General features: G+C 64.0%; 23 protein-coding genes. 17 read left to right on the top strand and 6 right to left on the bottom strand.

The features are described from left to right. Positions 1 to 190 precede the first annotated feature (190 nt). From ACIQUG_RS12085 to ACIQUG_RS12065, 5 genes are all read left to right on the top strand, one after another. Positions 191 to 1,213 (top strand): ABC transporter substrate-binding protein, encoded by a 1,023-nt coding sequence (locus tag ACIQUG_RS12085; protein WP_402321561.1) that lies wholly within the window; start codon positions 191 to 193, stop codon positions 1,211 to 1,213. Between the two features lie 127 nt (positions 1,214 to 1,340). Then, a complete protein-coding gene (locus ACIQUG_RS12080; protein ID WP_402321558.1) occupies positions 1,341 to 2,366 on the top strand; it encodes an ABC transporter substrate-binding protein in 1,026 nt (341 codons plus the stop codon). Between the two features lie 140 nt (positions 2,367 to 2,506). Next, positions 2,507 to 4,744 (top strand): ABC transporter permease, encoded by a 2,238-nt coding sequence (locus ACIQUG_RS12075; protein WP_402321555.1) that lies wholly within the window; start codon positions 2,507 to 2,509, stop codon positions 4,742 to 4,744. Between the two features lie 8 nt (positions 4,745 to 4,752). Then, the gene (locus ACIQUG_RS12070) at positions 4,753 to 5,814 is read left to right on the top strand and encodes an ABC transporter ATP-binding protein (protein WP_402323012.1); all 1,062 of its coding nucleotides are present in this window, start codon (positions 4,753 to 4,755) and stop codon (positions 5,812 to 5,814) included. A gap of 33 nt (positions 5,815 to 5,847) precedes the next feature. After that, complete coding sequence (locus tag ACIQUG_RS12065; RefSeq protein WP_402321552.1) at positions 5,848 to 6,660, top strand: inositol monophosphatase family protein; 813 nt, start codon at positions 5,848 to 5,850, stop codon at positions 6,658 to 6,660. Here the strand turns inward: ACIQUG_RS12065 and ACIQUG_RS12060 are convergent, their stop codons facing one another. Both ACIQUG_RS12060 and ACIQUG_RS12055 read right to left on the bottom strand, forming a co-directional pair. After that, positions 6,661 to 7,446 carry a slipin family protein gene (locus ACIQUG_RS12060; protein ID WP_402321549.1) on the bottom strand — a complete coding sequence of 262 codons (786 nt, stop codon included), beginning with the start codon at positions 7,444 to 7,446 and terminating at the stop codon, positions 6,661 to 6,663. A gap of 57 nt (positions 7,447 to 7,503) precedes the next feature. Next, positions 7,504 to 8,856, bottom strand: coding sequence for a nodulation protein NfeD (locus tag ACIQUG_RS12055; protein ID WP_402321546.1), 1,353 nt, complete (start codon positions 8,854 to 8,856; stop codon positions 7,504 to 7,506). Between the two features lie 275 nt (positions 8,857 to 9,131). On the opposite strand from ACIQUG_RS12055, the gene ACIQUG_RS12050 reads away from it, so the two are divergent. From ACIQUG_RS12050 to ACIQUG_RS12010, 9 genes are all read left to right on the top strand, one after another. Beyond that, complete coding sequence (locus tag ACIQUG_RS12050; RefSeq protein WP_402321543.1) at positions 9,132 to 9,821, top strand: DUF2161 domain-containing phosphodiesterase; 690 nt, start codon at positions 9,132 to 9,134, stop codon at positions 9,819 to 9,821. 19 nt (positions 9,822 to 9,840) lie between these two features. Then, positions 9,841 to 10,209, top strand: a complete 369-nt coding sequence (locus ACIQUG_RS12045; protein WP_192449500.1) for a YbaN family protein — start codon at positions 9,841 to 9,843, stop codon at positions 10,207 to 10,209. Between the two features lie 418 nt (positions 10,210 to 10,627). Further along, the gene (locus ACIQUG_RS12040; RefSeq protein WP_192449499.1) at positions 10,628 to 11,107 is read left to right on the top strand and encodes a GNAT family N-acetyltransferase; all 480 of its coding nucleotides are present in this window, start codon (positions 10,628 to 10,630) and stop codon (positions 11,105 to 11,107) included. 21 nt (positions 11,108 to 11,128) lie between these two features. Next, the gene (locus tag ACIQUG_RS12035; RefSeq protein ID WP_402321540.1) at positions 11,129 to 12,151 is read left to right on the top strand and encodes a glycoside hydrolase family 3 N-terminal domain-containing protein; all 1,023 of its coding nucleotides are present in this window, start codon (positions 11,129 to 11,131) and stop codon (positions 12,149 to 12,151) included. A 40-nt stretch (positions 12,152 to 12,191) separates the two neighbouring features. Further along, positions 12,192 to 13,841: an ABC transporter substrate-binding protein gene (locus ACIQUG_RS12030; protein WP_402321537.1), complete on the top strand. Its 1,650-nt coding sequence runs from the start codon at positions 12,192 to 12,194 to the stop codon at positions 13,839 to 13,841. Positions 13,842 to 14,034: 193 nt separating this feature from the next. Beyond that, positions 14,035 to 15,012 (top strand): ABC transporter permease, encoded by a 978-nt coding sequence (locus tag ACIQUG_RS12025; protein WP_060529168.1) that lies wholly within the window; start codon positions 14,035 to 14,037, stop codon positions 15,010 to 15,012. 1 nt (position 15,013) lies between these two features. Next, positions 15,014 to 15,904: an ABC transporter permease gene (locus ACIQUG_RS12020; RefSeq protein ID WP_402321533.1), complete on the top strand. Its 891-nt coding sequence runs from the start codon at positions 15,014 to 15,016 to the stop codon at positions 15,902 to 15,904. Further along, the gene (locus ACIQUG_RS12015) at positions 15,901 to 16,704 is read left to right on the top strand and encodes an ABC transporter ATP-binding protein (protein WP_402321530.1); all 804 of its coding nucleotides are present in this window, start codon (positions 15,901 to 15,903) and stop codon (positions 16,702 to 16,704) included. The genes ACIQUG_RS12020 and ACIQUG_RS12015 overlap by 4 nt, the downstream gene beginning before the upstream one ends. Beyond that, positions 16,701 to 17,609 (top strand): ABC transporter ATP-binding protein, encoded by a 909-nt coding sequence (locus ACIQUG_RS12010; protein WP_402321527.1) that lies wholly within the window; start codon positions 16,701 to 16,703, stop codon positions 17,607 to 17,609. Before ACIQUG_RS12015 ends, ACIQUG_RS12010 begins: the two co-directional genes overlap by 4 nt. 122 nt (positions 17,610 to 17,731) lie before the next feature. Here ACIQUG_RS12010 and ACIQUG_RS12005 read toward each other — a convergent pair whose 3' ends face one another. From ACIQUG_RS12005 to ACIQUG_RS11995, 3 genes are read right to left on the bottom strand one after another with little or no spacing between them, the layout of a single operon-like run. Then, entirely contained in the window at positions 17,732 to 18,772 is a 1,041-nt protein-coding gene (locus ACIQUG_RS12005) for a glutamine synthetase beta-grasp domain-containing protein (protein WP_402321524.1), read from the bottom strand. Positions 18,773 to 18,781: 9 nt separating this feature from the next. Continuing rightward, a complete protein-coding gene (locus ACIQUG_RS12000; RefSeq protein WP_402321521.1) occupies positions 18,782 to 19,129 on the bottom strand; it encodes a hypothetical protein in 348 nt (115 codons plus the stop codon). After that, the gene (locus tag ACIQUG_RS11995) at positions 19,105 to 20,526 is read right to left on the bottom strand and encodes a PLP-dependent aminotransferase family protein (RefSeq protein ID WP_402321518.1); all 1,422 of its coding nucleotides are present in this window, start codon (positions 20,524 to 20,526) and stop codon (positions 19,105 to 19,107) included. Before ACIQUG_RS11995 ends, ACIQUG_RS12000 begins: the two co-directional genes overlap by 25 nt. 101 nt (positions 20,527 to 20,627) lie before the next feature. Here ACIQUG_RS11995 and ACIQUG_RS11990 point away from each other — a divergent pair, with 101 nt between their 5' ends. After that, complete coding sequence (locus ACIQUG_RS11990) at positions 20,628 to 21,491, top strand: DMT family transporter (RefSeq protein ID WP_402321515.1); 864 nt, start codon at positions 20,628 to 20,630, stop codon at positions 21,489 to 21,491. Positions 21,492 to 21,538: 47 nt separating this feature from the next. On the opposite strand, the gene ACIQUG_RS11985 is transcribed toward ACIQUG_RS11990, so the two are convergent. Beyond that, on the bottom strand, positions 21,539 to 22,432 hold the full coding sequence (locus ACIQUG_RS11985) for a LysR family transcriptional regulator (RefSeq protein WP_402321512.1): 894 nt from the start codon (positions 22,430 to 22,432) through the stop codon (positions 21,539 to 21,541). A 113-nt stretch (positions 22,433 to 22,545) separates the two neighbouring features. Between ACIQUG_RS11985 and ACIQUG_RS11980 the strand changes: the two genes are divergently transcribed. Further along, positions 22,546 to 23,415 (top strand): NmrA family NAD(P)-binding protein, encoded by an 870-nt coding sequence (locus ACIQUG_RS11980; RefSeq protein ID WP_402321509.1) that lies wholly within the window; start codon positions 22,546 to 22,548, stop codon positions 23,413 to 23,415. Between the two features lie 44 nt (positions 23,416 to 23,459). Continuing rightward, the gene (locus ACIQUG_RS11975) at positions 23,460 to 23,705 is read left to right on the top strand and encodes a DUF2798 domain-containing protein (protein ID WP_043622886.1); all 246 of its coding nucleotides are present in this window, start codon (positions 23,460 to 23,462) and stop codon (positions 23,703 to 23,705) included. Positions 23,706 to 23,816 lie beyond the last annotated feature (111 nt).

Below are 23,816 nucleotides of genomic sequence, written 5' to 3'. Positions count from 1 at the left end.
GGGCTGTCCCAATGATCAAAGCGGCTCGCGTTATCCGCATTGTCACATTTGTAATCTTTGTAATCTTGAAACGGCAAAGCCGCATTCGTGTTGTAAGAACGGTAACCATTCTGCGGGTTGCGACCCGCGGGGAATACCGACATCCTGATTGCGGAGATTGGGGCGGCAGCGCTCCAAATGGGAGGACATCGTGAGAGGCATCACCGCTATCGGCGCGGGCGTGGCCCTGTGGCTGTGCGCCGCCACGTCAGGCATGACGGCACCGGCGCTCACCGTACTTTGCGGTGTCGACGAGGCGTGGTGCGCGACGATGAAGGCCGCGTTCGAGGCGAAGTCGGGCATCGAGGTCGCCATGACCCGAAAGAGCAACGGCGATATCCTCACTCAGATCCGCGACGAAAAGAACGCCCCGACCATCGACGTGTGGTGGGGTGGGACCGGCGACACCCATCTGCAGGCGGGATCGGAAAACCTGCTTGAACCCTACCGCCCGGCGCATGAGCGCGACATGCTGCCCTGGGCACAGAATTTCTTCGCCATCTCTGGCGGACGTTCGGCGGGCATTTATGCCGGAGCACTCGGCTTTGCCTACAATGCCGACCTGTTGCATGCCTTGAAACTGCCGGCCCCGACCTGCTGGAAGGATCTCGCCGACAAGGCCTATCGCGGCCGTATCCGCAGCGGCAACCCGAACTCGTCGGGCACCGCCTTCACCACGCTTGCAACGCTGGTGCAGCTCTTCGGCGAGGACGAGGCCTTCCGGTTCATGGGCGCACTCAACCGCAACATCGACCAGTACACCACCGCCGGCTCGGCCCCGGTCAAGGCGGCGGCACGCGGCGAGACCCTGATCGGCATCTCCTTCATGCATGACGCGGTAACGCAGAAGCAGGCCGGCTCGCCGCTCGTCATCGTCGCGCCCTGCGAAGGGACGGGCTACGAAATCGGCGCCGTCAGCATCGTCAAGGGCGCGCGCCACCTGGAAAACGCCAAGAGCTTCGTCGACTTCGCACTCACCCCGGAAGGCCAGGGCACGGGTGCGGCCGCCGGCCAGAACCAGGTCCCATCCAATGCCCGCGCCGAGCTGCCGCCGGCGGCACCCGACATCTCGCTAATAAAAATGGTCGATTTCGACTTCGCCACCTTCGGCTCGCCGGATGAACGAAGTCGATTGCTCAAACGGTTCGACGCGGAGATCGCCGCGACGAACTGAGCGCTCCGCAGGAGCCTAACAAATCCGCAGCACCGTAATCGTGAACGTGCCGCCCGGCGGGCAGGCCGATGGCCGCGCCATGCCCGTTCACGCCCAAGTTTCAAACAGGCAACAGGAGGATGCCCCAATGAAAACAACGACGCTTTCCCTCATGCTTTTTGCCGGCACGGCGCTTGCCGCCCTGCCCGCCCAGGCCGCCGGCAGCCTCAACCTCATCTGCTCCGCAGACGTGGTGATCTGCGAACAGATGACCAGCGACTTCCAGAAGGAGACCGGCATCAAGGTCAACATGGTCCGCCTGTCTTCGGGCGAGACCTACGCCAAGATCCGTGCCGAGGCGCGCAACCCGAAGACAGATATCTGGTGGGCCGGCACCGGCGACCCGCACCTGCAGGCGGCGTCGGACGGCCTGACACTTGAATACAAATCGCCGATGCTGGACCAGCTTCAGGACTGGGCGAAGAAGCAGGCTGAAGGCTCGGGCTTCCGCACCGTCGGCGTTTATGCCGGCGCGCTCGGCTGGGGCTACAACACCGAGATCTTCTCGAAGAAGGGCCTGAAAGAGCCGAAGTGCTGGGCCGACCTGCTCGACCCCTCGCTGAAGGGCGAGATCCAGATGGCCAACCCGAACTCTTCCGGGACTGCATATACCGCGCTTGCCTCGCTGGTGCAGATCATGGGCGAGGACCAGGCCTTCGATTATTTGAAAAAGCTCAACGGCAACATCGCGCAGTACACCAAGTCGGGCTCGGCGCCGGTGAAGGCGGCTGCACGCGGCGAAGCCGGCCTCGGCATCGTCTTCATGCACGACGCGGTGGCCCAGACCGCCGAAGGCTTCCCGATCAAGTCGATCGCGCCTTGCGAAGGCACGGGCTACGAGATCGGCTCGATGTCGATCATCCGTGGCGCCAAGAACCTGGACAGCGCCAAGGCCTGGTACGACTGGGCACTGAAGCCGGAAGTGCAGTCGCGCATGAAGGACGCCAAGTCCTTCCAGCTGCCGTCCAACAAGTCGGCCGAGGTGCCGAAGGAAGCGCCGAAGTTCGAGGACATCAAGCTGATCGACTACGACTTCGCCACCTTCGGCGATGCCGAGAAGCGCAAGTCCCTGCTTGAGCGCTGGGACCGCGAGGTCGGCGCCAGCGCCAACTGATCGCGGCTTGAACGGTTCGGCCGGGTGATTGATCCGGCCGACACCGCCCAACGGTCCCAACCGTCGTTCTTTGCCGCCGGCACGTGCCGAGGCGATGTGACGTCACATCATCTTTCATTTCAAATTGCGCGAGGACCGTCATGGAACATCGCAACCGCAGGCTCGACCTGACACTCGGGCTCGGACTGGCCGCATTCTTGGCTGTCCCCTGGTACCGCATCGAAGGCGGCTTCTTCGGGCTCGGCTGGCTTGCCGATTTCCCCGGCGATCCGGCCGTTGCCCCCGGCCTGATGCAGATCTTCGCCCACGGCCGGCCATGGCTGATCGTGGCGCTGGCGCTGCTCGGCATCTGCGTTGCAGCGCGTTTCGTCCGCGATCCCGCGCGTCGGGGCCTGCTGCTTGCCGTCGCCGGCGCAGCGGGCGTTCTCTATCTCGCTCTCCAGGGGCTGGCGATCGGCTTTTCCGGCTGGACCTGGACAATGAGCGAGACGCTATTCGGCACGCTTTCCGATGGCCAGCCGTCGATGGGCGCCGGCGCCGTGCTTATGGCCCTCACCTTCGTTCTTCTGTTCGCCTTCGGGCTTGCGGAGCGCGGCGTGCTCAAGGGCGACGCCTTCATCGTCGCGGCGATTTCCCTGCTCGTGACCCTCGTCATCGTCTTCGTCTTTTACCCGGTCGGCAGCATGTTCGCCGCGTCGGTTCAGGATTTCGACGGCTCGTTCAAACCGGACGGTTTCATCCGCAATATCCAAGACGCCTCGATCTGGAGCCTGAGCTGCGTCGTCGGCGAAGGCCGTTGCGGTGTCGCCTGGCGCACCTTGTGGCTGGCGCTGATGACGGCGTCCGGCTCGACGCTGCTTGGCCTTGCCTTCGCGCTCGTTGCCACCCGCACGCGCTTCCCCTTCAAGAAGGGCATGCGGCTTCTGACTGTGCTGCCGATCATCACGCCGCCCTTCGTCATCGGCCTGGCGCTAACGCTGCTCTTCGGCCGTGCCGGCGTCGTTACCGAATTTCTCTCCGATGCCTTCGGCGTCGAACCGGGCCGCTGGCTCTATGGCCTCACCGGCATCTGGATCGCCCAGGTCCTTTCCTTCACCCCGATCTCCTTCCTCGTTTTGATCGGCGTCGTCGAAGGCGTCAGCCCCTCCATGGAAGAAGCGTCGCAGACGCTGCGCGCCGATCGTTGGCGCACCTTCTGGACCGTCTCGCTGCCCTTGATGAAGCCTGGCCTCGCCAACGCCTTCCTCATCGGCTTCATCGAAAGCATGGCCGACTTCGGCAATCCGCTGGTGCTCGGCGGCAGCCACGGGGTGCTTTCGACCGAAATCTTCTTCGCCGTCGTCGGCGCGCAGAACGATCCGTCCCGCGCCGCGGTTCTCGCGATCATCCTGCTCTGCTTCACGCTCACGGCCTTCGTCGCGCAACGTTACTGGCTTGCCGGCAAGAATTATTCGACCGTGACCGGCAAGGGTGACTCCGGCGCCCACAGCGCACTGCCGCGCTCGATCTCGATCGGTGTTCACGCCATCGTCATTCCCTGGATGATCTTCACCGTCGTCGTCTACGGCATGATCCTCTTCGGCGGCTTCGTGAAGACCTGGGGCCTCGACAACTCGCTGACGCTCGACCACTACGCCAAGGCCTTCTCGATCTCCTTTGCCGACGGCGCGATCGCCTGGACCGGTGTTGCCTGGAACTCCTTCTGGACGACCATGGAGATCTCGCTGATCGCAGCGCCGCTGACCGCCATGGTGGGTCTGCTGACGGCCTATCTGATCGTGCGCCAGCGCTTCGCCGGCCGTGACGTCTTCGAGTTCGCGCTGATGCTGAGCTTTGCCATTCCAGGCACGGTCATCGGCATCAGCTACATCATCGCCTTCAACCTGCCACCGCTGGAAATGACCGGCACGGCGCTGATCCTCGTCGCCTGCTTCGTCTTCCGCAACATGCCGGTCGGCGTGCGCGGGGGCATTGCGGCGATGAGCCAGCTCGACAAGAGCCTCGACGAGGCATCGCTGACGCTGCGGGCAACGAGCTTCCGCACCTTGCGCAAGGTCATCCTGCCGCTCTTGAGGCCGGCGATCGTCGCAGCACTCGTCTATTCCTTCGTCCGAGCGATCACCTCGATCAGCGCCGTCGTCTTCCTCGTCAGCGCCGAATACAACATGGCAACCGCCTACATCGTCGGCCTTGTCGAAAACGGCGAGTTCGGCGTGGCGATCGCCTACTCTTCGGCCCTCATCCTGGTGATGATCACCGTCATCACCGGCCTGCAACTCCTCGTCGGCGAACGCAAGCTGAGGCGCGAAAACCGCGTCCTCGGCGCCGCTCCGGCCCATTCGTCCACCACCACCATCTCCCAGGAGAAAACCGCATGAGCACCTCCATGAACACCCCGCGCACCGGCTCGGTCGTCTTCCAGAACGTGCGCAAGCAGTTCGGCAGCTTCACCGCCATCCACGACCTGTCGCTCACCATCGAGCCGGGCACGCTGGTGACCCTGCTCGGCCCCTCCGGCTGTGGCAAGACGACGACGCTGCGCATGCTGGCGGGCCTCGAACATCCTTCCGCCGGCCGGATCCTGATCGGCGGCAAGGACGTGACCATGCTGCCGGCCAACGAACGCGACGTCTCGATGGTCTTCCAGTCCTATGCGCTGTTCCCGCACATGTCCGCGCTCGACAATGTCGCTTACGGGCTGGAATCCTCGGGGATCAAGAAGAAGGAAGCGCGCGAGCGTGCAGAGGAAGGCCTGCAGCTCGTCGGTCTCGGCGGCCTCGGTCAGAGGCTTCCGGCAGAACTTTCGGGCGGCCAGCAGCAGCGCGTCGCCGTTGCCCGCGCGCTCGTGCTCGAACCGCAGGTGCTGCTGCTCGACGAACCGCTGTCCAACCTCGACGCGCGTCTGCGCCGCAAGGTGCGCACGGAAATCCGCGAGTTGCAGCAGCGCCTCGGCTTCACCGCCGTCTACGTCACCCACGACCAGGACGAGGCGCTTGCGGTTTCCGATCGCATCATCGTCATGAAGGATGGTGCGATCGCGCAGCAAGGTGCACCGCGCGACCTCTATGAGGCGCCCGCCTCCACCTTCATCGCCGACTTCATGGGCGAGGCCAACGTGCTGCCCTGCGAAGTGACCGCGTCTGACGCCGGCCAGGCGACGATCCGCATCGGCGGATTTGAGCACCGCCTGCCCTCCAAGGGCGCCCGGCCGGGTCCGTCGAAACTCGCCGTGAGGCCCAACGCTGTGACGCTGACACCGGCCAAGGGTGCTGCCCTTTCCGGCACGATCAGCAGCGCCGCCTATCTCGGCGGCCACGTCGAATACGAGGTCGAAACGCCGGCGGGTCTGCTCTTTGTTGTCGATCAGGCGGTGGAGGAAATGCTATCTCCGGCAACGGAGGTCGCCATCGGTTTCCGCAACCGCGGCCTGGCTTTGATTGACGCATGACTTTTCACAACTGGATACGAGAAGGACACTTGCATGACTGCTGAAATTGCCGGCCTCGACGCCCGGTTCGCGCTTGCCAAATCCATGGCCGAAGAGGCTGGCCGGCTCGCCTTCGACTATTTCCTGAAGCGCGAAACGCTCGTCATCGAAACCAAGCGCGACGCGCACGACGTCGTCTCGATCGCCGACCGCAACGTCGAGACGCTGATCCGCGACAAGATCGCCGCCGCGTTTCCTGACGACGGCGTGCTCGGTGAGGAGCATGGTCTTCTCGACGGCACGTCCGGCTTCACCTGGGTGCTCGATCCGATCGACGGCACCACGCCCTTCGTCAACGGCATGCCGAACTGGTGCGTCTCGATTGCGGTGGTCCATGCGGAAAAGCCCGTTATCGGCGTCATCCACGCACCCTGCCATCAGGAAACCTATGCGGCGGCAACCGGCCGGGGTGCGGCGCTCAACGGCAAGCCGCTTCGTCTCGACGGCACCCGCACGATCCGCAACGCCGTCACCGGGCTTGGCGCCAACGACCAGGTGAAACCGGGCGAGATGGGCGCTATCGTCGAGCGCCTGCTTTCGGACGGCGGCAACTTCATGCGCAACGGCTCCGGCGCGCTGATGATCGCCTATGTCGCCGCCGGTCGCCTCGTCGGCTACTACGAGCCTTACATGCATGCCTGGGATTGCCTTGGCGGCTATTGCCTGGTGACCGAAGCCGGCGGCTGGACGCTGCCTTTCCCGGCGCGCGGCGAGGCGCTGACGCATTGGGCGCCGGTGCTGGCGGCAGCACCTGGGGCTGTCGACGACCTGCTGAAGGTCGCCCAGCTCGACCGGGCAGCAGCCTGATCACCGCTCAGTCGGGCCGGTCGGCTTGTCGGGCTTGAAGCCCAGCAGGCCGCCGAGCTCCATTGGGAACGGGAAGATGACGGTCGAGTTCTTCTCGCCGGCAATGACGTTCAAGGTGCTCAGATAGCGCAACTGCATGGCCTGAGGCTGCCGGGCGAGGATCTCGGCAGCCTCGAGCAGCTTGGCGGCCGCCTGCTGCTCGCCTTCGGCGTTGATCACCTTGGCGCGCCGCTCCCGTTCGGCCTCCGCCTGGCGGGCGATCGCCCGAACCATGCTCTCGTTGATGTCGACATGCTTGATCTCGACGGTCGCCACCTTGATGCCCCAGGCATCGGTCTGGCTGTCGAGGATCTTCTGAATATCGTCGTTCAGCCGGTCGCGCTCGGCCAGCATCTCGTCGAGATCATGTTTGCCGAGCACGGAACGCAGGGTCGTCTGCGCAAGCTGGCTCGTCGCCATCATGAAGTCCTCGACCTGGATCGTCGATTTCTCCGCATCGATCACCCGGAAGTAGATCACGGCGCTGACCCGGACGGACACGTTGTCGTGGGAGATGACATCCTGGCTCGGCACGTCCAGCACTCGGGTCCTCAGATCGACCCGCACCATCTGCTGCACATAGGGCACAAGCAGGATCAGCCCCGGCCCCTTGACGCCGGTGAACCGGCCGAGCGTGAAGACCACACCGCGCTCGTATTCGCGCAGGATCCGGATCGAATAGGCGATAACGAGAATGACGAGCACCAACAACGCGGCAAAAGGAGCAAGGCTCCCGAACATGTCCATGACCATTCCTCCATTCCGGGCGCCTTCACCACCGCGCCCTCACCGGATCCGCGGGCGCTATGTCTTTGGGTCGCCTCGGATCACTTCGAGCGTCAGTCCGTTTCGCGCGATGACCTTCACATTCTCGCCCCTCGACAGCGTCTCCGCGCTGACGGCCTGCCAGCGCTCGCCATGGGCGATGACGGTACCGGTCGCGCCGGTCCAGTTCTCGACCGTGCCGGCAAGGCCGATCATCTGTTCGCTGCCGGTCACCACCACATGGCGGCGTGAGCTGAGGGCGAGCCGCGCAACCAGCAGGCTGAAGCCAAGGCTTGCAACTGCAAGCACCGTAAGTACGGGCCAGGAAACCCCAAAACCCGGCGTGTCCGTGTCGAAGAGAATGGCCGCGCCCAAGACCAGTGCAAAACTGCCGCCGGCACCGAGCACGCCGAAGGATGGCGAATGCGCCTCGGCGACCATCAATCCGATCCCGAGCATGATCAGCCCGATTCCGGCATAGCTGACGGGCAGCACCGAAAGCGCATAGAGCCCGAGCAGCAGGCAGATACCGCCGATGGTTCCCGGCGCCACCGACCCCGGCGACAGGAACTCGAAGATCAGGCCGTAGATGCCGATCATCATCAGGATGACCGCGATGTTGGGATCAGTGACCACCGAAAGCAGCCGGGTGCGCCAGTCGGGCACGAAGTCCTCGGTCGCAAGACTTGCCGTGTCGAGCACGATCTCCCGCTGCCCGACGCGCACCGTCCGCCCGTTCGCCTGCTTCAGCAGATCGGCAACGTCGGTCGCAGTGAAATCGGCAACCTTCTCCCGGACCGCCGCCTCGGCCGAGAGGCTTGCAGCCTCACGCACCGCCTTTTCGGCCCAGTCGGCATTGCGACCACGCAACTCCGCCAGCCCGCGGATATAGGCTACGGCATCGTTGACCATTTTCGCCTCGGCAGGGCTCTGCGCCGCCGGCTGTTTGTCGCCGTCCTTGCCGGTGTCGCCGTCCTTACCCTGACCGAACATGTCGCCGCCGATCGCGATCGGCGTCGCCGCACCAAGGTTCGTACCCGGCGCCATCGCCGCAATATGGCTGGCATAGAGGATATAGGTGCCGGCGCTCGCCGCCCGCGCACCGCTCGGCGCAACGTAGGTTGCGACCGGTATGGGCGAGCCAAGGATCGCGCGGATGATCTCGCGCATCGAGGTATCGAGGCCGCCGGGCGTATCGATTTGCAGGACCACCAGCGGCAGCCGGCGCTCTTCCGCCTTCGTCAGGCCGCGCCTGACATATTCGGCGGTCGCCGGACCGATGGCGCCGTCGACATGCAGCACCAAGGCGACCCGATCGTTTTCGGCCCGCGACGAAGCTGGAAACGCGAAGGACAAGATCAACAAAAACAACAGCGTGAGGGTTCGCAACATCCGTCGTCAGAACCTCGCATGCTCGACACCTGCGAACAGGGCCACTGGCCGCATGATAGCACAACACAAGGTTAGGACGAAGCGAAGGCTGCTACTGCACACCCGAGCCCGCAAGTCAGAGTGTGGGACGCCGGCGGCCTCCCGGCTGCGACGGGATGACAACGGCGACGATCGGCGTTATCTGCTAGGTGTTCATTTCGGCGGCAACGCTTCGCCGCCTATTCGAGGCCGCCTTCATGGCGCCTTGCGGCTTCAGCAGAACAGGATTTTTGGGTTTGGAGACGACCCTCTACCAGCCGATCAAGAGCTTCCTTGAAACCCGCGGCTATAGCGTCAAGGGCGAGATCGGCGGCTGCGATATCGTCGCACTCAGCGACGACGAACCGCCGCTGGTGGTCGTGTGCGAACTGAAGCTGAGCTTCAATCTCGAACTGATCCTCCAGGCGGTCGACCGCGCCACCGCCGGTGACGAGGTGTGGGTCGCCGCCCGTGTTTCGGCCAAGGGCAAGGGGCGGGAGAGCGACCGGCGTTTCCGCGATCTCTGCCGCCGGCTCGGCTTCGGCATGCTGGCGGTTGCCGACAATGGCATGGTCGATGTCATTCTCACCGCTTCCGCGGTGATGCCGCGCAAGAACAACAGGAAGCGGGCGCGCCTGATCAGCGAACACCGCCGCCGCAAGGGCGATCCGACCGCGGGCGGCGCGACGCGCACGCCGATCATGACCGCCTACCGGCAGCAGGCGCTCGCCTGCGCCGCCGCCCTTCAAGCCGGTCAGCAACGCCCGCGCGATCTGCGCCCGGTCGCGCCGGATGCGGCCAAAATCCTGCTCAGCAACGTCTATGGCTGGTTCGACCGGATCGACCGAGGCCTTTACGCGTTGTCGGAACAGGGGGTCGAAGCGCTTCGCCGCTGGCCTCCGCTCGAGACCGCCACGGTCGCGAGCGCCGAGGCATCCGAAGCATGACCCAGCTTGGAGCCCTCCGGTGAACCCTGCGCTTCGCCTTCTCTACCTTTGCCTCGCATGGCTGATGGTCGGCCTCGGCGTCATCGGCGCCTTCCTGCCGATCCTGCCGACGACGCCGTTCCTGTTGCTGGCGGCCGGGCTCTTTGCCCGCGCCTCGCCCCGACTGGAGCAATGGTTGCTCAACCACCGGGTCTTCGGCGCCTCGCTGCGGCTGTGGCGCGAAAAGGGGGCTATCTCCCGGCGGGCCAAAACCGGGGCAGTCAGCCTCATGGCCGCCAGTTTCGGCCTCTTCCTCTTCTTTGGCAATCCGAGCCTGTTGCTCGCTGCTATCGTCGCAGCCGCTATGGCGCTTCCCGCGCTGTTCATCCTGACGCGCCCCGCGGAGTAGCCGGGCCTGAAGCTGGCCCCATCCACGCGAGAAACGAAGCCTCTCACACTCGAAAAGGTCGAAATATTACCCGCCAGCACACGCTATGGGCGCACCCATCGATACTTAGTGTTTTTGTAAATCAAAATATACTTCGAACAACTCAAGAACAAAGTTGTACAAATGTGCAATTTCCGCAGCCGCACATCGGCTCGCTCTCTTGCTCGACCGTTGTTCCGGATGCACGCGATGCACGATCGCGTGATTTTAGACAACGCGAACGGCCGTGGAAACGTTTCATCGGCCCGCATGGGGATCTGCGAAACGCAGATAGACCCCCAAAACTGATGATTGGCGATTGACAAGCCGGTCGGGTTGGCTCCATCTATTGCATTACAAAGGCAGCAATTCCTTAATAAAGGAATATGTGGAGGAGCATATGCCTGACATGCTGGTGAGCTTGTATTCGCCGATCCTCGGTGAACTCAAGCGCAGAACCGAAACCGACAAGGTGACGATCCGTCCCGCCTTGCCGCCGGAAATGGGCCTGGTTGTTGGCTGGGTTCGGGAGAACTTCAGCGAGAACTGGGCGAGCGAGGTGACTGTCGCCTTCACGCGTAGGCCCGTCGCCTGTCTTATCGCGGTTGACGACGGCAAGCTCGTTGGCTTCGCCTGCTACGACACGACCGCGCCCGGCTTCTTCGGCCCGACCGGCGTCGATCCCGTCGCCCGCGGCAAGGGCATCGGCGTCGCGCTGCTTTCCGACTGCCTCGACACCATGAAGACGCTTGGCCACGCCTATGCCTTCATCGGCGACGCCGGTCCCGTCGATTTCTACGCAAAGACCGTCGGCGCCGTTCCGATCCCCGCCCCCGACAAGGGGATCTACCAGGGCATGCTGCGTCGCCCCTCCAAATAATTCCAATCTCGGAGCCTCTGAATGTCCTCGACACCCCTCGCCCTTTTTGTCGGTCTTCCGAACCCTACGCTTTCGGACGACGAGTTCGCGCTGTTTCGCGAAACCAACCCGCTCGGCCTCTTCGTCGGCCGCCGCAACCAGCGCGAACCCGGCCAGGTGAAAGTGCTGATCGAGCGCTTCCGCGAAGCCGTCGGCCGTGAAGACGCTCCCGTGTTCACCGACCAGGAGGGCGGACGCGTTCAGCATCTCGACGCCGGCCCCTGGCCGCTGTTCCGTTCCTTCGGCGAATTCGCCGAACTGGCCCGCCGTGACTTTGCCCTCGGCAAGAAGGCGCTGCGCCTGTCGAGCCAGGCCATGGGCACGATGATGACCGAGCTCGGCCTGACGAGCGGCTGCTCGCCGGTGCTCGACCTCGTCTTCTCGACGACGAGCTCCGTCATCGGCGCCCGTTCCTTCGGCGCCGACCCGGATTTCATCGCCGCCCTCGGCCGCGAAGTGGTCGATGGCCTGCTCGAGACCGGCAACATGCCTGTTATGAAGCACATTCCCGGCCATGGCCGCGCGACGCTCGATTCGCACAAGGAGCGTCCTGTTGTCGACGCCTCGCGCGAGTTGCTGACGTCCACCGATTTCAAGCCCTTCGTTGCGCTTCGCGACACGCCCTGGGCCATGGTCGCCCACGTCGTCTATTCCGCCTTCGACAAGGAGCTGCCGGCGTCCATCTCGCCGATCATGCACGACGTCATCCGCAACAACATGGGCTATGACGGCGTGCTCGTCTCCGACTGCATCTTCATGGAATCGCTGCGCGGCACACTGCCGGAGCGCGTCCGCCAGGTGCTCGATGCCGGCTCCGACATTGCGCTGCACAGCCACGGCACACTCGCGGAAAGCGAAGCGGCAGCCAAGGCAGCAAGGCCGCTGACGGAGGCGGCACTGAAACGCATCGCGGCAGGCAAGGCGCGCCTCGGCACGCTCAAGGTCGATGTGCGCGCAGCCCACGCCGAAGTCGAGGACATCTTCAACAGCGCCCTCGTTGCCTGACCGAAACAAGAAATCCTAGCGATCTAAAAGGGGAACTACCGTGAAAAAATCGCTTCTCGGCGCAGCCACCGCGCTCGCCCTCATCGCCGGTCCGGCGGCAGCACAGACGGTGCTGACCGCCAACATCGAGCCGGCGACCACCTGGGTTCGCAACTTCAACCCGTTCAACCAGACGTCGGCGCGCCAGAGCACGCTCGACTTCATCTACGAGCCGCTGGTCGTCTTCAACCGCTTCGACGGCAACAAGCCGGTCTTTCGCCTCGCCGAAAGCTTCAAGCCCTCCGACGACCTGAAGTCGATCGAGTTCAAGCTGCGCCCTAACCTGAAGTGGTCGGACGGCAAGCCGCTGACGGCAACCGATGTCAAGTTCACCTACGACTACCTGAAGAAGTTCCCGGCGCTCGACTTCGTCAGCATCTGGACCTTCATCACCGGCGTCGAAGCCGTTGATGGCCAGACCGTGCGCTTCACGCTCGCCAACCCGAGCTCGCTTGCTGCCGAGCAACTGGCGCAGCTGCCGATCGTGCCCGAGCATGTCTGGAAGGACATCGCCGAGCCGGTGACCTTCGCCAACGAGACGCCTGTCGGCAGCGGCCCGTTGACCGAAATTCCGCGTTTTACCGGCCAGACCTACGACCAGTGCCGCAACCCTCACTACTGGGATGCGGCAACCCTCAAGGTCGACTGCGTACGCTTCCCGCAGCTTGCCGACAACAACCAGATCCTGACGGCGACCGCGTCGGGCACGCTCGACTGGGGCGTCTCCTTCATCCCGGATATCGAGAACGTCTACGTCGCCAAGGATCCGGAACACTTCCACTTCTGGTATTCGCCGAGCAGCATGGTCGCCTTCCTGTTCAACCAGGAAACGGCCAATGAAAACAACCGCAAGGCCTTCAACGACGTGAAGTTCCGCCGTGCCGCTTCGATGGCGCTCGACCGCGGCACCATGGTCGACGTCGCCGGCTACGGCTACCCGACGCTGAACGAAGACCCGGCGGGCATGGGCGAGCTCTACAAGAGCTGGGCCGATCCGTCGGTTGCCGCCGATTTCGGCAAATACGGCAAGTACGATGCGGATGCCGCCAAGGCGCTGCTCGACGAGGCCGGCTATGCTGACAAGGACGGTGACGGCTTCCGCGATAACCCGGATGGCAGCAAAATCTCGTTCTCGATCATCGTGCCGAGCTCCTGGACCGACTGGATCGACACGGTGACGATCGCCGTCGAAGGCCTGCAGGCCGTCGGTCTCGACGCCAAGATCGAAACGCCCGAGGAAGCCGTCTGGACCGGCAACCTGATCAACGGCACCTTCGACGCCGCGATCAACAGCCTGCCGGCATCGGCCTCGCCCTACTATCCCTACAAGCGTGCCTTCAGCGCGTCGGACAAGGGCAAGACCCGCTTCACCTCGCAACGCTGGTTCAATCCGGAAGTCGAGGCTCTGCTGACCGAGTTCACCCAGACGGCCGATCCGGCCAAGCAGAAGGAAGCGATGAACAAGGCGCAGCGCATCGTCGCCGAGAACATGCCGATGATGCCCGTGTTCAACAACCCGAACTGGTACCAGTACAACACCAAGCGCTTCAAGGGCTGGGCGACGGCGGAAAACCCCTTCGTCAACCCGTCGATCACCCGCAACAACCCGGCGCGTCTTCTGCACCTGCTGGCGCTTGAACCGGTGAAGTGATCCCTGATCGAAGGCGCGGCGCCCTTTCGGACGATGATCCGGGAGGACGCCGCATCTCGATCGGCAACGGTGGCAGGCGCTTTTCGTCCGCCACGCAATCGTCCTTGGGGTCCGTCTCCACGGGCGGTTCGACAAGAAGACAGCCCTGCCACCTGACGCGCTCTTGCGGCAGCCGCAGTCGATGGAGTTCCCGATGGCCTTTCTGCTTCGCCGCCTTTGCTTCTATCTGGCGGCCTTCGTCGCGGCGGCGACGATCAACTTTTTCCTGCCGCGGCTGATGCCCGGCGATCCGGTGCAGATCATGTTTTCGAGCGCCGGCGCTGAACTGCCGCCCGAAAGCCTGCAGGCCCTGAAACTCACCTTCGGCTTCGTCGACGGCCCGCTGTGGCAGCAGTACCTGACCTATCTCGGCAGCATCTTCAGCGGTGACCTCGGCCGTTCCATCAAGTATTTCCCGCTGCCGGTGACCACCGTGCTCGGCAACGCGCTCGTGTGGACCGTCGGCCTGATGGGAACCGCCACCATCGTCAGCTTCGCGCTCGGCACCTTCCTCGGCATTCTCGCGGCCTGGCGGCGCGGCAGCCTGTTCGACGTCATCGTTTCCGTCGGCGCGATTTTCGCGACCTCGGTTCCGGCCGTCGTCACCTCGCTGATCGTCGTCTTCACCTTCGGCTTCACGCTCGGCTGGTTCCCGACCGGCTATGCCGCTGACCCGGCGCTCGATCCGGCCTTCACATTCGAATACATCGGCAGCATCCTTTACCACGGCATCCTGCCGATGCTGACGCTCTGCGCGGTTTTGACCGGCGGCTTTGCCGTGACCATGCGCAACAACATGATCAACCTGCTTGGCGAAGACTATATCGTCATGGCCCGCGCCAAGGGGCTCTCCGACACCCGTGTGATGATCTGGTATGCGGCGCGCAACGCCCTGCTGCCGACCGTCTCCAGCCTTGCGATCGCCATCGGCACGGTGCTCGGCGGCTCGCTGGTCACCGAGGTGGTGTTCAACTATCCGGGCCTCGGCAACATCCTCTACCAGGCGATCCTCGCCCGCGATTACCCCGTCATCCAGGGACAGCTCTTGATCATGACCGCCACCATGCTCATTGCCAACTTCATCGTCGACGTCAGCTACGTGCTGCTCGACCCACGACTGAAGAGGGCGTGATATGAAGACCTCCTCCTTCCCGCTCATCCACAACCGCAAGGCCATGGTCGGCGCGCTGATCGTCGCCTTCATTCTTCTGGTCGCGATCGCCGCCCCCTTGCTGACACCTTACGATCCCGGCGCCCGCGTCGGGCGGCCGCATCAGTCGCCGTCGCTCGAACACTGGCTCGGCACCACGCGCATCGGCCAGGACGTCTTCGCACGCCTCGTCTACGGTGCCCGCACGTCGCTGGCCGTCGGCTTCGGCGCAGGGCTGCTGATCACCGTTGTCGGCACGGCGCTCGGCATCATCGCCGGCTATCGCGGCGGCAAGATCGACGAGGTCATCAGCTTCTTCACCAACATGGTGCTCGTCGTACCGAACCTGCCGCTGCTGCTCGTGCTCGCCGCCTTCATCGGCCAGGCAAGCCCGTGGGTCATCGCGCTCATTCTCGGCTGCACCTCCTGGGCCTGGGGCGCCCGCGTCACCCGCGCCGAGACGCTTTCGGTCAAGCAGAAAGACTATGTGAAATCCGCCGAGATGATGGGCGAGCCACGCTGGCGCATCATGACCTTCGAGATCTTCCCCAACCTCATCTCGATCGTCGGCATCAACTTCATCGGTAGCGTTATCTTCGCGATCATCACCCAGGCAACCCTGGAGTTCCTCGGCCTCGGCGACCCCAAGGTCGTTTCCTGGGGCACCATGCTCTATGCCGCGCAGAAGGCCTCTGCGCTTTCGGTCGGCGCCTGGTGGGACATCCTGACGCCCTGCTTCGCGCTCGCCTTCCTCGGCATCGGCCTGTCGCTGCTAAACTTCGCCGTCGACGAAATCGCCAACCCGCGGCTTCGCACCGGTAACCGGCTCGGCCGCTGGTCCGCGCTCATCCGCTCCGGGGAGGGCCGCCTGTGACCGCACCTCTGCTTTCGGTCAAGAACCTGACCATCGACTACATTGGCGAGACCAACGACTTCCGCGCCGTCGACGACGTCAGCTTCGATGTCGCGCCGGGCGAGGTCTTCGGCCTTGCCGGCGAGAGCGGCTGCGGCAAGAGCACGATCGCCTTTGCCATCAGCCGGCTGCACAAGCCGCCGGCGCTGATCCGCAAGGAAAGTACCATCCTGCTCGACGGCCGCAACGTGCTCGACCTCGACCAGAGGGATCTCGCCGACTTCCGTTGGCGCGAAGTGGCGATGGTGTTCCAGAGCGCTATGAATTCGCTGAACCCGGTGCTGCGCATAGAGCAGCAGTTCTACGACGTGCTGAGAACACACAAACGGATCACTCGCGCCCAGGCGCGGGACCGCACCGCCGAGATGCTCAAGCTCGTCGATATCTCGCCGGACCGCATGCGCGACTATCCGCACCAGTTCTCCGGCGGCATGCGCCAGCGTATCGTCATTGCCATCTGCCTGGCGCTTGATCCGCGTCTGATCGTCATGGACGAGCCGACAACGGCGCTCGACGTCGTCGTCCAGCGCGAAATCCTGCAGCGGATCAACGAACTCCGGCGCAAGCTTGGGTTTGCCGTGCTCTTCATCACCCACGATCTCGGGCTGATGGTGCAGTTCTGCGACCGCATCGGCATCATGCTCGGCGGCAAGCTGGTCGAACAGGGCACCGCCGACGCCATCTACCGGACACCGGAGCACGACTATACCAAGAAGCTCTGGGCCTCCTTCCCCTCGCTGCACGGAGGCGTTCTCAGATGACCGGCCAATCCGCCCCCATCCTGACGCTCGACAAGGTCAGCAAGACCTTCGGCAATGGCCCGAATGCGGTGCGCGCCGCGCGCGCCATCTCGTTTTCGCTGCATGCCGGCCGGGCGCTCGCCGTCGTCGGCGAATCCGGCAGCGGCAAGACCACCTGCGCCCGCATCGCCATGCGCGAATATGAGCCGAGCGAAGGGCGGCTGCTCTATAAGGGCAAGCCCGTCGACGCGGCCGGAGCCAAGGAAATCGCCGACTATCGCCGCTCGGTGCAGATGATCTTCCAGGATCCTTTCGCCTCGCTCAATCCGGCCCACACGATCGCCTATCACCTGAAGCGGCCGCTGATGCTGCACCGTCCCGACATCCGGGGGGCTGCGGTCGACGAGGAGATCAAGGCCCTGCTTCGCCAGGTGAAGCTCGATCCTGAGATCGTCGCGCCGAAGTACCCGCACGAGCTTTCCGGCGGCCAGCGCCAGCGCGTCAACATCGCTAGGGCGCTTGCGGCCAAGCCCGAGGTCATCGTTGCCGACGAGCCGACCTCGATGCTCGACGTTTCCGTGCGGCTCGGCGTGCTCAATCTCTTGAGCGAGATGAAGCGCGACATGAACCTCGGCCTGCTCTACATCACCCACGACATCGCCACCGCTCGCTACGTCGCCGAGGATATCGCGGTGATGTATGCCGGCCAGATCGTCGAATGGGGCAATACCGGCAAGGTCATCGACAACCCGGCCCACCCCTACACGAAGCTGCTGCTGTCCGCGGTGCCGGATCCGGATATCCGCTTCGACGACCCGAACGCACAGGTCAGTTCCGCTGAAGCAGACGAAACCCGCCGGCGCTCGGCGGCAGATCAGGCGACGATCCGTGAGGTCGAGCCCGATCATTTCGTGCGCGCGGCCTGAGCCGCCTGCCGAGCGGCAAAAACAAAAACGCCCCGCTTACCGCGGGGCGTTTTTGTTTGGTCGCGAAAAGCGCAACCCCGTCGATTTTGGCCCGGCGCCCTCGTGTGCGCCGGGCCATTAAATCAGGCGGCTTCGCGCTTTTCGACGTCGGTCGGAACGGTGGAGATCGTCTTCAGGATCTGCGAAGCGATCTGGTAGGGGTCGCCCTTGGAGTTCGGGCGGCGATCTTCCAGGTAGCCCTTGTAGTCGTTGTTGACGAAGCTGTGCGGAACGCGGATCGACGCGCCACGGTCAGCAACACCATAGCTGAACTGGTGGATCGAAGCGGTTTCGTGCTTGCCGGTCAGGCGCATGTGGTTGTCCGGGCCATAGACGGCGATGTGGTCGGCACGGGCGTCGGCGAAAGCCGCCATCAGGTCCTCGAAGTATTCCTTGCCGCCGACTTCGCGCATGTAGGCGGTCGAGAAGTTGGCGTGCATGCCAGAGCCGTTCCAGTCGGTGTCGCCGAGCGGCTTGCAGTGGTATTCGACGTCGATGCCGTACTTTTCCGTCAGGCGCTGCAAGAGGTAGCGAGCAAGCCAGATTTCGTCGGCAGCCTTGCGCGAGCCCTTGCCGAACACCTGGAATTCCCACTGGCCCTTGGCGACTTCCGCATTGATGCCTTCATGGTTGATGCCGGCAGCCAGGCAGATGTCGAGATGCTCTTCGACGATCTTGCGGGCCACGTCGCCGACGTTGCTGAAGCCGACGCCGCAGTAGTAGGGGCCCTGCGGCGCGGGGAAGCCGGCGTCCGGGAAGCCGAGCGGGCGACCGCCCTGGTAGAAGAAGTATTCCTGCTCGAAGCCGAACCAGGCGCCGTCGTCTTCAAGGACCGTCGCGCGGGTGTTGGACGGATGCGGCGTCTTGGCATCCGGCATCATGACTTCGCAAAGGACGAGAACGCCGTTCTTGCGCTCCGGATCCGGATAGACGGCGGCCGGCTTCAGCACGCAGTCCGAGCTGCTGCCTTCGGCCTGCATCGTGGAGGAACCGTCGAAGCCCCAGAAGGGGAGCTGTTCAAGCGTCGGGAAAGCGTCGAATTCCTTGATCAGGGTCTTGCCGCGCAGGTTCGGGGTGGGCTTGTAACCGTCGAGCCAGATGTATTCGAGCTTAAACTTTGTCATTTCGTTCTCTCACATGACGCCAGGAATGGCTGGGTTCCGAAGGCGGTTGGGCAATCCAGATTGGCTACCCGACGACCGATGCCAATTAAGAAGCATTAATCGTGCCAACTCGGATTCAGGGCCGAAAATCGAGATAAAACGATCATTGGCGACAGATGCGGCTCCGGCGGACCGGTGCGGCAGCGCAAGGAAGCAGCGAATCGCATAAAAAATAGGCAAATCCTGCCCGACTCCGCGGCAAACCGGGGCAACAACGTGACGATCGATGATCGAGCGCTGGCAAATGTCGGCGATTGCCTGCAAAACGTGCAGCGGCGCCGTAAGCAGCTCGCTCAGCCGGCCGGCGGCTTCCCGCATTGGCGCATGATCGTGGGCAGAACTTTGAAAAGCCGCGCGTCATCACATTGGGAAACATTGAAGCGCAGGAAGCCGTTGGCGGTGCCGGCGTGGGAAAAGACGTTGCCGGGCGCCAGAACAATTTCCTGCTGCAGCGCCTTCTGCGCCACCTCGGCCGCATCGACACTCTCGGGCAGACGGCACCAGAGAAACATGCCCGCCTGCGGCTCGATCCATGGCGTGATGCTGATCTCGCCAAGCCGCGCCGCCGTATCGCTCATAGCCCGCGACAGGCGCTGGCGTAGTGCCTCCATGTGCTTGCGGTAGCTGCCGTCCTTGAGCATCGCAAAAACCAGCTCTGCCGAAAGGCTTGGCCCGCCGAACGTGGTGGCGATCTTCAGGTCGACCAGTCCCTCGATCCACTCCCGCGGCGCGGCGATGAAGCCGCAGCGGATGGAGGCCGAGAGGGTCTTGGAGAAGCTGCCGATCTGCACGACACGCTCGAGCCCGTCGAAGGCGGCAAGCCGCGGCGCCGGCGCATGCTCGAAATCGGCGAAGATATCGTCCTCGACGATCGTCAGCCCGGCCTGTTCGGCCAGCTTCAGCAGACGATGGGCGACGACCGGAGAAAGCGTGGCGCCCGTCGGATTGTGAAGGGCGGAATTGGTGATGTAGAGCCGCGGCCGGTGGGTCGCGAGAACCTCGGCGAATTTCTCGAGATCGGGACCCGAAGGCGTATAGGGCACGCTCACCACGTCGGCCCGATGAGCACGCAGCAGGGCATGGAAATTGAAGTAGCAGGGGTCGTCGACCACGACCGTATCGCCTGGCTCGATCAAGAAGCGACAGAGAATATCGATCGCCTGCGTGCCCGACTCCGTCAGGATGATCTGGTCGGGCGATGCCTCGACGCCGTGTTCGCCGAGGCGTCGGGCGAGAAGTTGGCGCAGGGGCCGATGACCGAGCGGCGTTCCGTAGTCCGTCAGCCCGCTCGCCTCCAGCTTGGTTGCGGATTTGAGCGCACGGCGGATTGCAGTTTCCGGCATCCAGCTCGGTGGCAGCCAGCCGCAGCCGGGCTTCAGCACGCTATCGCCCGTTTCAAGCGCCTGGCGCGACACCCACAGCGGATCAACGGCCCGGTCGAGCCGCGGACCGATCTCTGCCAGAGAAAGGGGCGCCAGCGGCGCCGAGACGAAAAAGCCGGCGCCGGGTTTTGAGCGAATGACGCCTTCGGCCACCAGCCGTTCATAGGCTTCGACGACGGTGGATTTCGAAACGCGCATGGTGTTGGCGAAGGCACGGATCGACGGAAGCTTCGTCCCCGGCGTCAGGATACGCCCGGCGATCCGCTGCCGGATCGTCGCCATCACGCCTTCGAGCAGCGTCTCGCTGCCGATCTCCAAATCCTGGACCGTCATCCGTACTGCTCATCTATCCAATACAGTTTTGCAAAACTGTACCGCATTGTCTCTGGCCGGGCCAGCCCATTCGCCCGATACAGGCGAAAAAGGAGAATGCTATGGACAAGACGGCAGACGGTTGGGTGAGCGGTTTCCTCGGGGTGCTGATCTTCAGCGGATCATTGCCCGCGACCCGCGTTGCGGTGATGGATTTCGACCCGGTATTCCTGACGGTGGCGCGCGCGGCGATCGCCGGCCTGCTCGGGCTCGTCCTGCTTCTCATCTTCCGCCAGCCGCGCCCGGCGAAGGCCGACCTCGTTTCGCTGGCAATCGTCGCCTTCGGCGTCGTACTGGGCTTTCCGCTGCTGACCGCGCTGGCCCTGCAGCATGTCACCTCGGCGCATCTGATCGTCTTTGTCGGCCTGCTGCCGCTGGCAACCGCGATCTTCGGCGTCATGCGCGCCGGCGAGCGGCCACGCCCGGCCTTCTGGCTCTTCTCCTCGCTCGGCAGCGCCGCGGTGGTCGGCTTCGCCCTGGTGCAGGGCTTTGCCGCCTCGCCGATCGGCGACCTCCTGATGCTCGGCGCCATCATCGTCTGCGGCCTCGGCTATGCCGAAGGCGCCAGCCTGTCGCGCAAGCTCGGCGGCTGGCAGGTGATCTGCTGGGCGTTGGTCCTGTCCTTGCCGATCATGCTGGCGCTGACGCTGTTCACACTGCCAGCCTCTTTCGCGACCGTCACGAACGGCGCCTGGGCGGGCCTTGCCTATGTCTCGCTCTTCAGCATGCTCGTCGGCTTCGTCTTCTGGTATCGCGGCCTCGCGCTCGGCGGCGTGGCCGGCGTCGGGCAATTGCAGCTTCTCCAGCCCTTTTTCGGCCTGGCGCTGGCGGCAACGCTTCTCGGCGAGCCGGTCAGTTGGAGCATGCTGGCGGCGACCGGCGCGATCGTGCTCTGCGTCGCCGGCGCCAAGAAGTTCGCGAAGTAGGCGAATTCACGGATCAGGCGGGTGCAGGCAAGCAGGCCTGCGCCCGCCTAGAGCCGGTCGAGTTTCAACCGCTCTCCGAGCAGATCGAGAAAGCGGCGGATCTTTGCAGATGGGGTCCGCCCCTCCAGCCAGAGCGCGTGGATCGGCACCGGAGCAGGCTCGAAGTCTTCCAACACTGTTTCGACCTTGCCCGCATCGATCAGGTCCTTGATCTGCCAGAGCGGCGAAAAACCAAGGCCGAGCCCCTGTTCCACCGCCGCATAGATCGCGTTCATCGAGTTGGTGCGAACCGCGCCGCTCACCTTGAACGCCCGAGCCCGCCCGTCGATGGTGAACATCCAGACGCCGGGTCGCTCATCGCCTGTGCGCGTGACGCAACGATGGGCCGAGAGTTCCTGCGGATGAGAAGGCCGGCCGAAGCGCGCAAAATAGGCGGTCGAACCGAAGACGACGCGGCGAAGCGCGCCCAGGCGCTTGCCGGTCAGCCCGGAATCCTGAAGATCGCCGATCCGCACCACCAGATCGAGCCCGCTTGCGGCGAGGTCGACGAAAGCATCGGAGAGGTCGAGATCGACCTCGACCTGCGGATACTTCGCCATGTACTCGGCGATCACAGGCATCAGGAACCGCGGCGCAAACAGACTGGGCGCCCCGAGACGCAGCACGCCTGACGGTTCGGAGCGACGCTGTGCCACCTCCTCCCGCGCCTCGTGAATCTCCTCCACTGCGGGCTTGATGCGCAGATAGAAGCTCTCGCCCGCCTCGCTCGGCATCGAGCGGCGGGTCGTTCGATGCACCAGCTCGACCCCGACATCGGCTTCGAGCATGGCGAGCGACCGGCTGACCGTCTGCAGCGGCCGCCCCAGGCGTTTCGCCGCGGCCGTCAGGCTCCCCTGCTCGACGATAGCCAGAAAGGCTTCCAGGTCTTCGATGCGGCTCATGCGATAATCCCGTTTTGCTGGAGAATAAATCACATTTCTTGCTGATTGTCCGCATTGTTGCGCGCCACTAGCTTGAGATCGTCACATCACGACGGCTCGAAAGGCAGACCCCCATGAACCAGCGCTCCAACACGATCCTTGTCGTCGGCGCCACCGGCCGCTTTGCCGGCCTCGTCGTTCCGGAACTGGCGCGGCGCGGCGCCAGCGTCCGTGCCCTGATCCGCGACAAAGCGCAGGGCGCGCTTGCGAAATCGCTCGGCGCAGCGGAGATCGCGATCGGCGATCTGCGCGAGCGGGAAAGCCTCGACCACGCACTTGAGGGTGCTGCCGGGGTCTTCCACATCGGTCCGGCCTTTGCACCGGATGAGGCAGCGATGGGCGTATCGATGGTCGATGCCGCCGTGCGCGCCGGCGTCAGGAAGTTCGTCTTCTCTTCGGTCATCCAGCCGACCCATGTGCGGCTGAAGAACCACGCAGCAAAGATCCCGGTGGAGGACGCGCTCTATTCGTCACCGCTCGAATACACCATCCTGCATCCGGCAAACTTCATGCAGAACCTGCGGTCTGCCTGGGCAAGCGTGCTTGCTACCGGCAGCTTCGCAGAGCCGTTTCCGACAAGCACGCGCATCGCCCGCGTCGACTACCGTGATGTCGCCGACGTCGCGGCGATCGCGCTCACGGAAGACCGCCTTGCCTATGCGACGCTGGAGCTCTCGGCCGAGGGCCGGCACAACCGCGAGGAAATTGCCGAAATGATGAGCGCCGCGCTCGGTCGGCCGATCGTTGCGGCAACCATCGGCTTTCACGAATGGGCAAAGCCGATCGCTACAAAATACACCGACCACCAGCTGGAACTGCTGTCCAAGGTCCACGCCCACTATGCCGAAGTCGGCCTCGGTGGAAACAGCCTGACGCTGCGCGCCGCACTTCAGCGCGAACCGCGCAATCTCGAGAGTTTCATTCACGAACTGGCGCAGGCCTAAAGGCTGGCGACCGTATCCCTTCCCGTCCCCCCGGAGTTCACCTCATGCCAAAGAAGCTTCCGCACCGATACCAGACCATCGTCATGCCGCTCGTTCTCTCCGTCCTGATGTCCGGCATCGTTTCCTTCGTCTCGACGGCGATCGGCAACGGCATCCACCCCGATATTCTCGCACTGTGGATCAAGGCCTGGGCCTTTTCCTGGCTGGTCGCCTTCCCGAGCCTGCTGGTGGTCCTTCCGTTCGTGCGCCGCATCGTAGCGGCCACCGTCGAACAGCCGCGCAGCAACTGACCGATCTCGCGCTATTTCACGCCGAACCGGCCCTTCGGGCGCGCTCGAAATTTTTAGGATATCTAAAAACGATTGACAGGAAATCGGGCTGCACCCTAGCTTGAGGAGAGA

Origin of the sequence: Ensifer sp. NPDC090286, assembly GCF_044769565.1 — a bacterium.
In the GTDB taxonomy this organism is placed as follows: Bacteria; Pseudomonadota; Alphaproteobacteria; order Rhizobiales; family Rhizobiaceae; genus Ensifer.
Note: the sequence above shows the minus strand (reverse complement) of the source record. Positions and strands in the feature narration are given on the sequence as shown.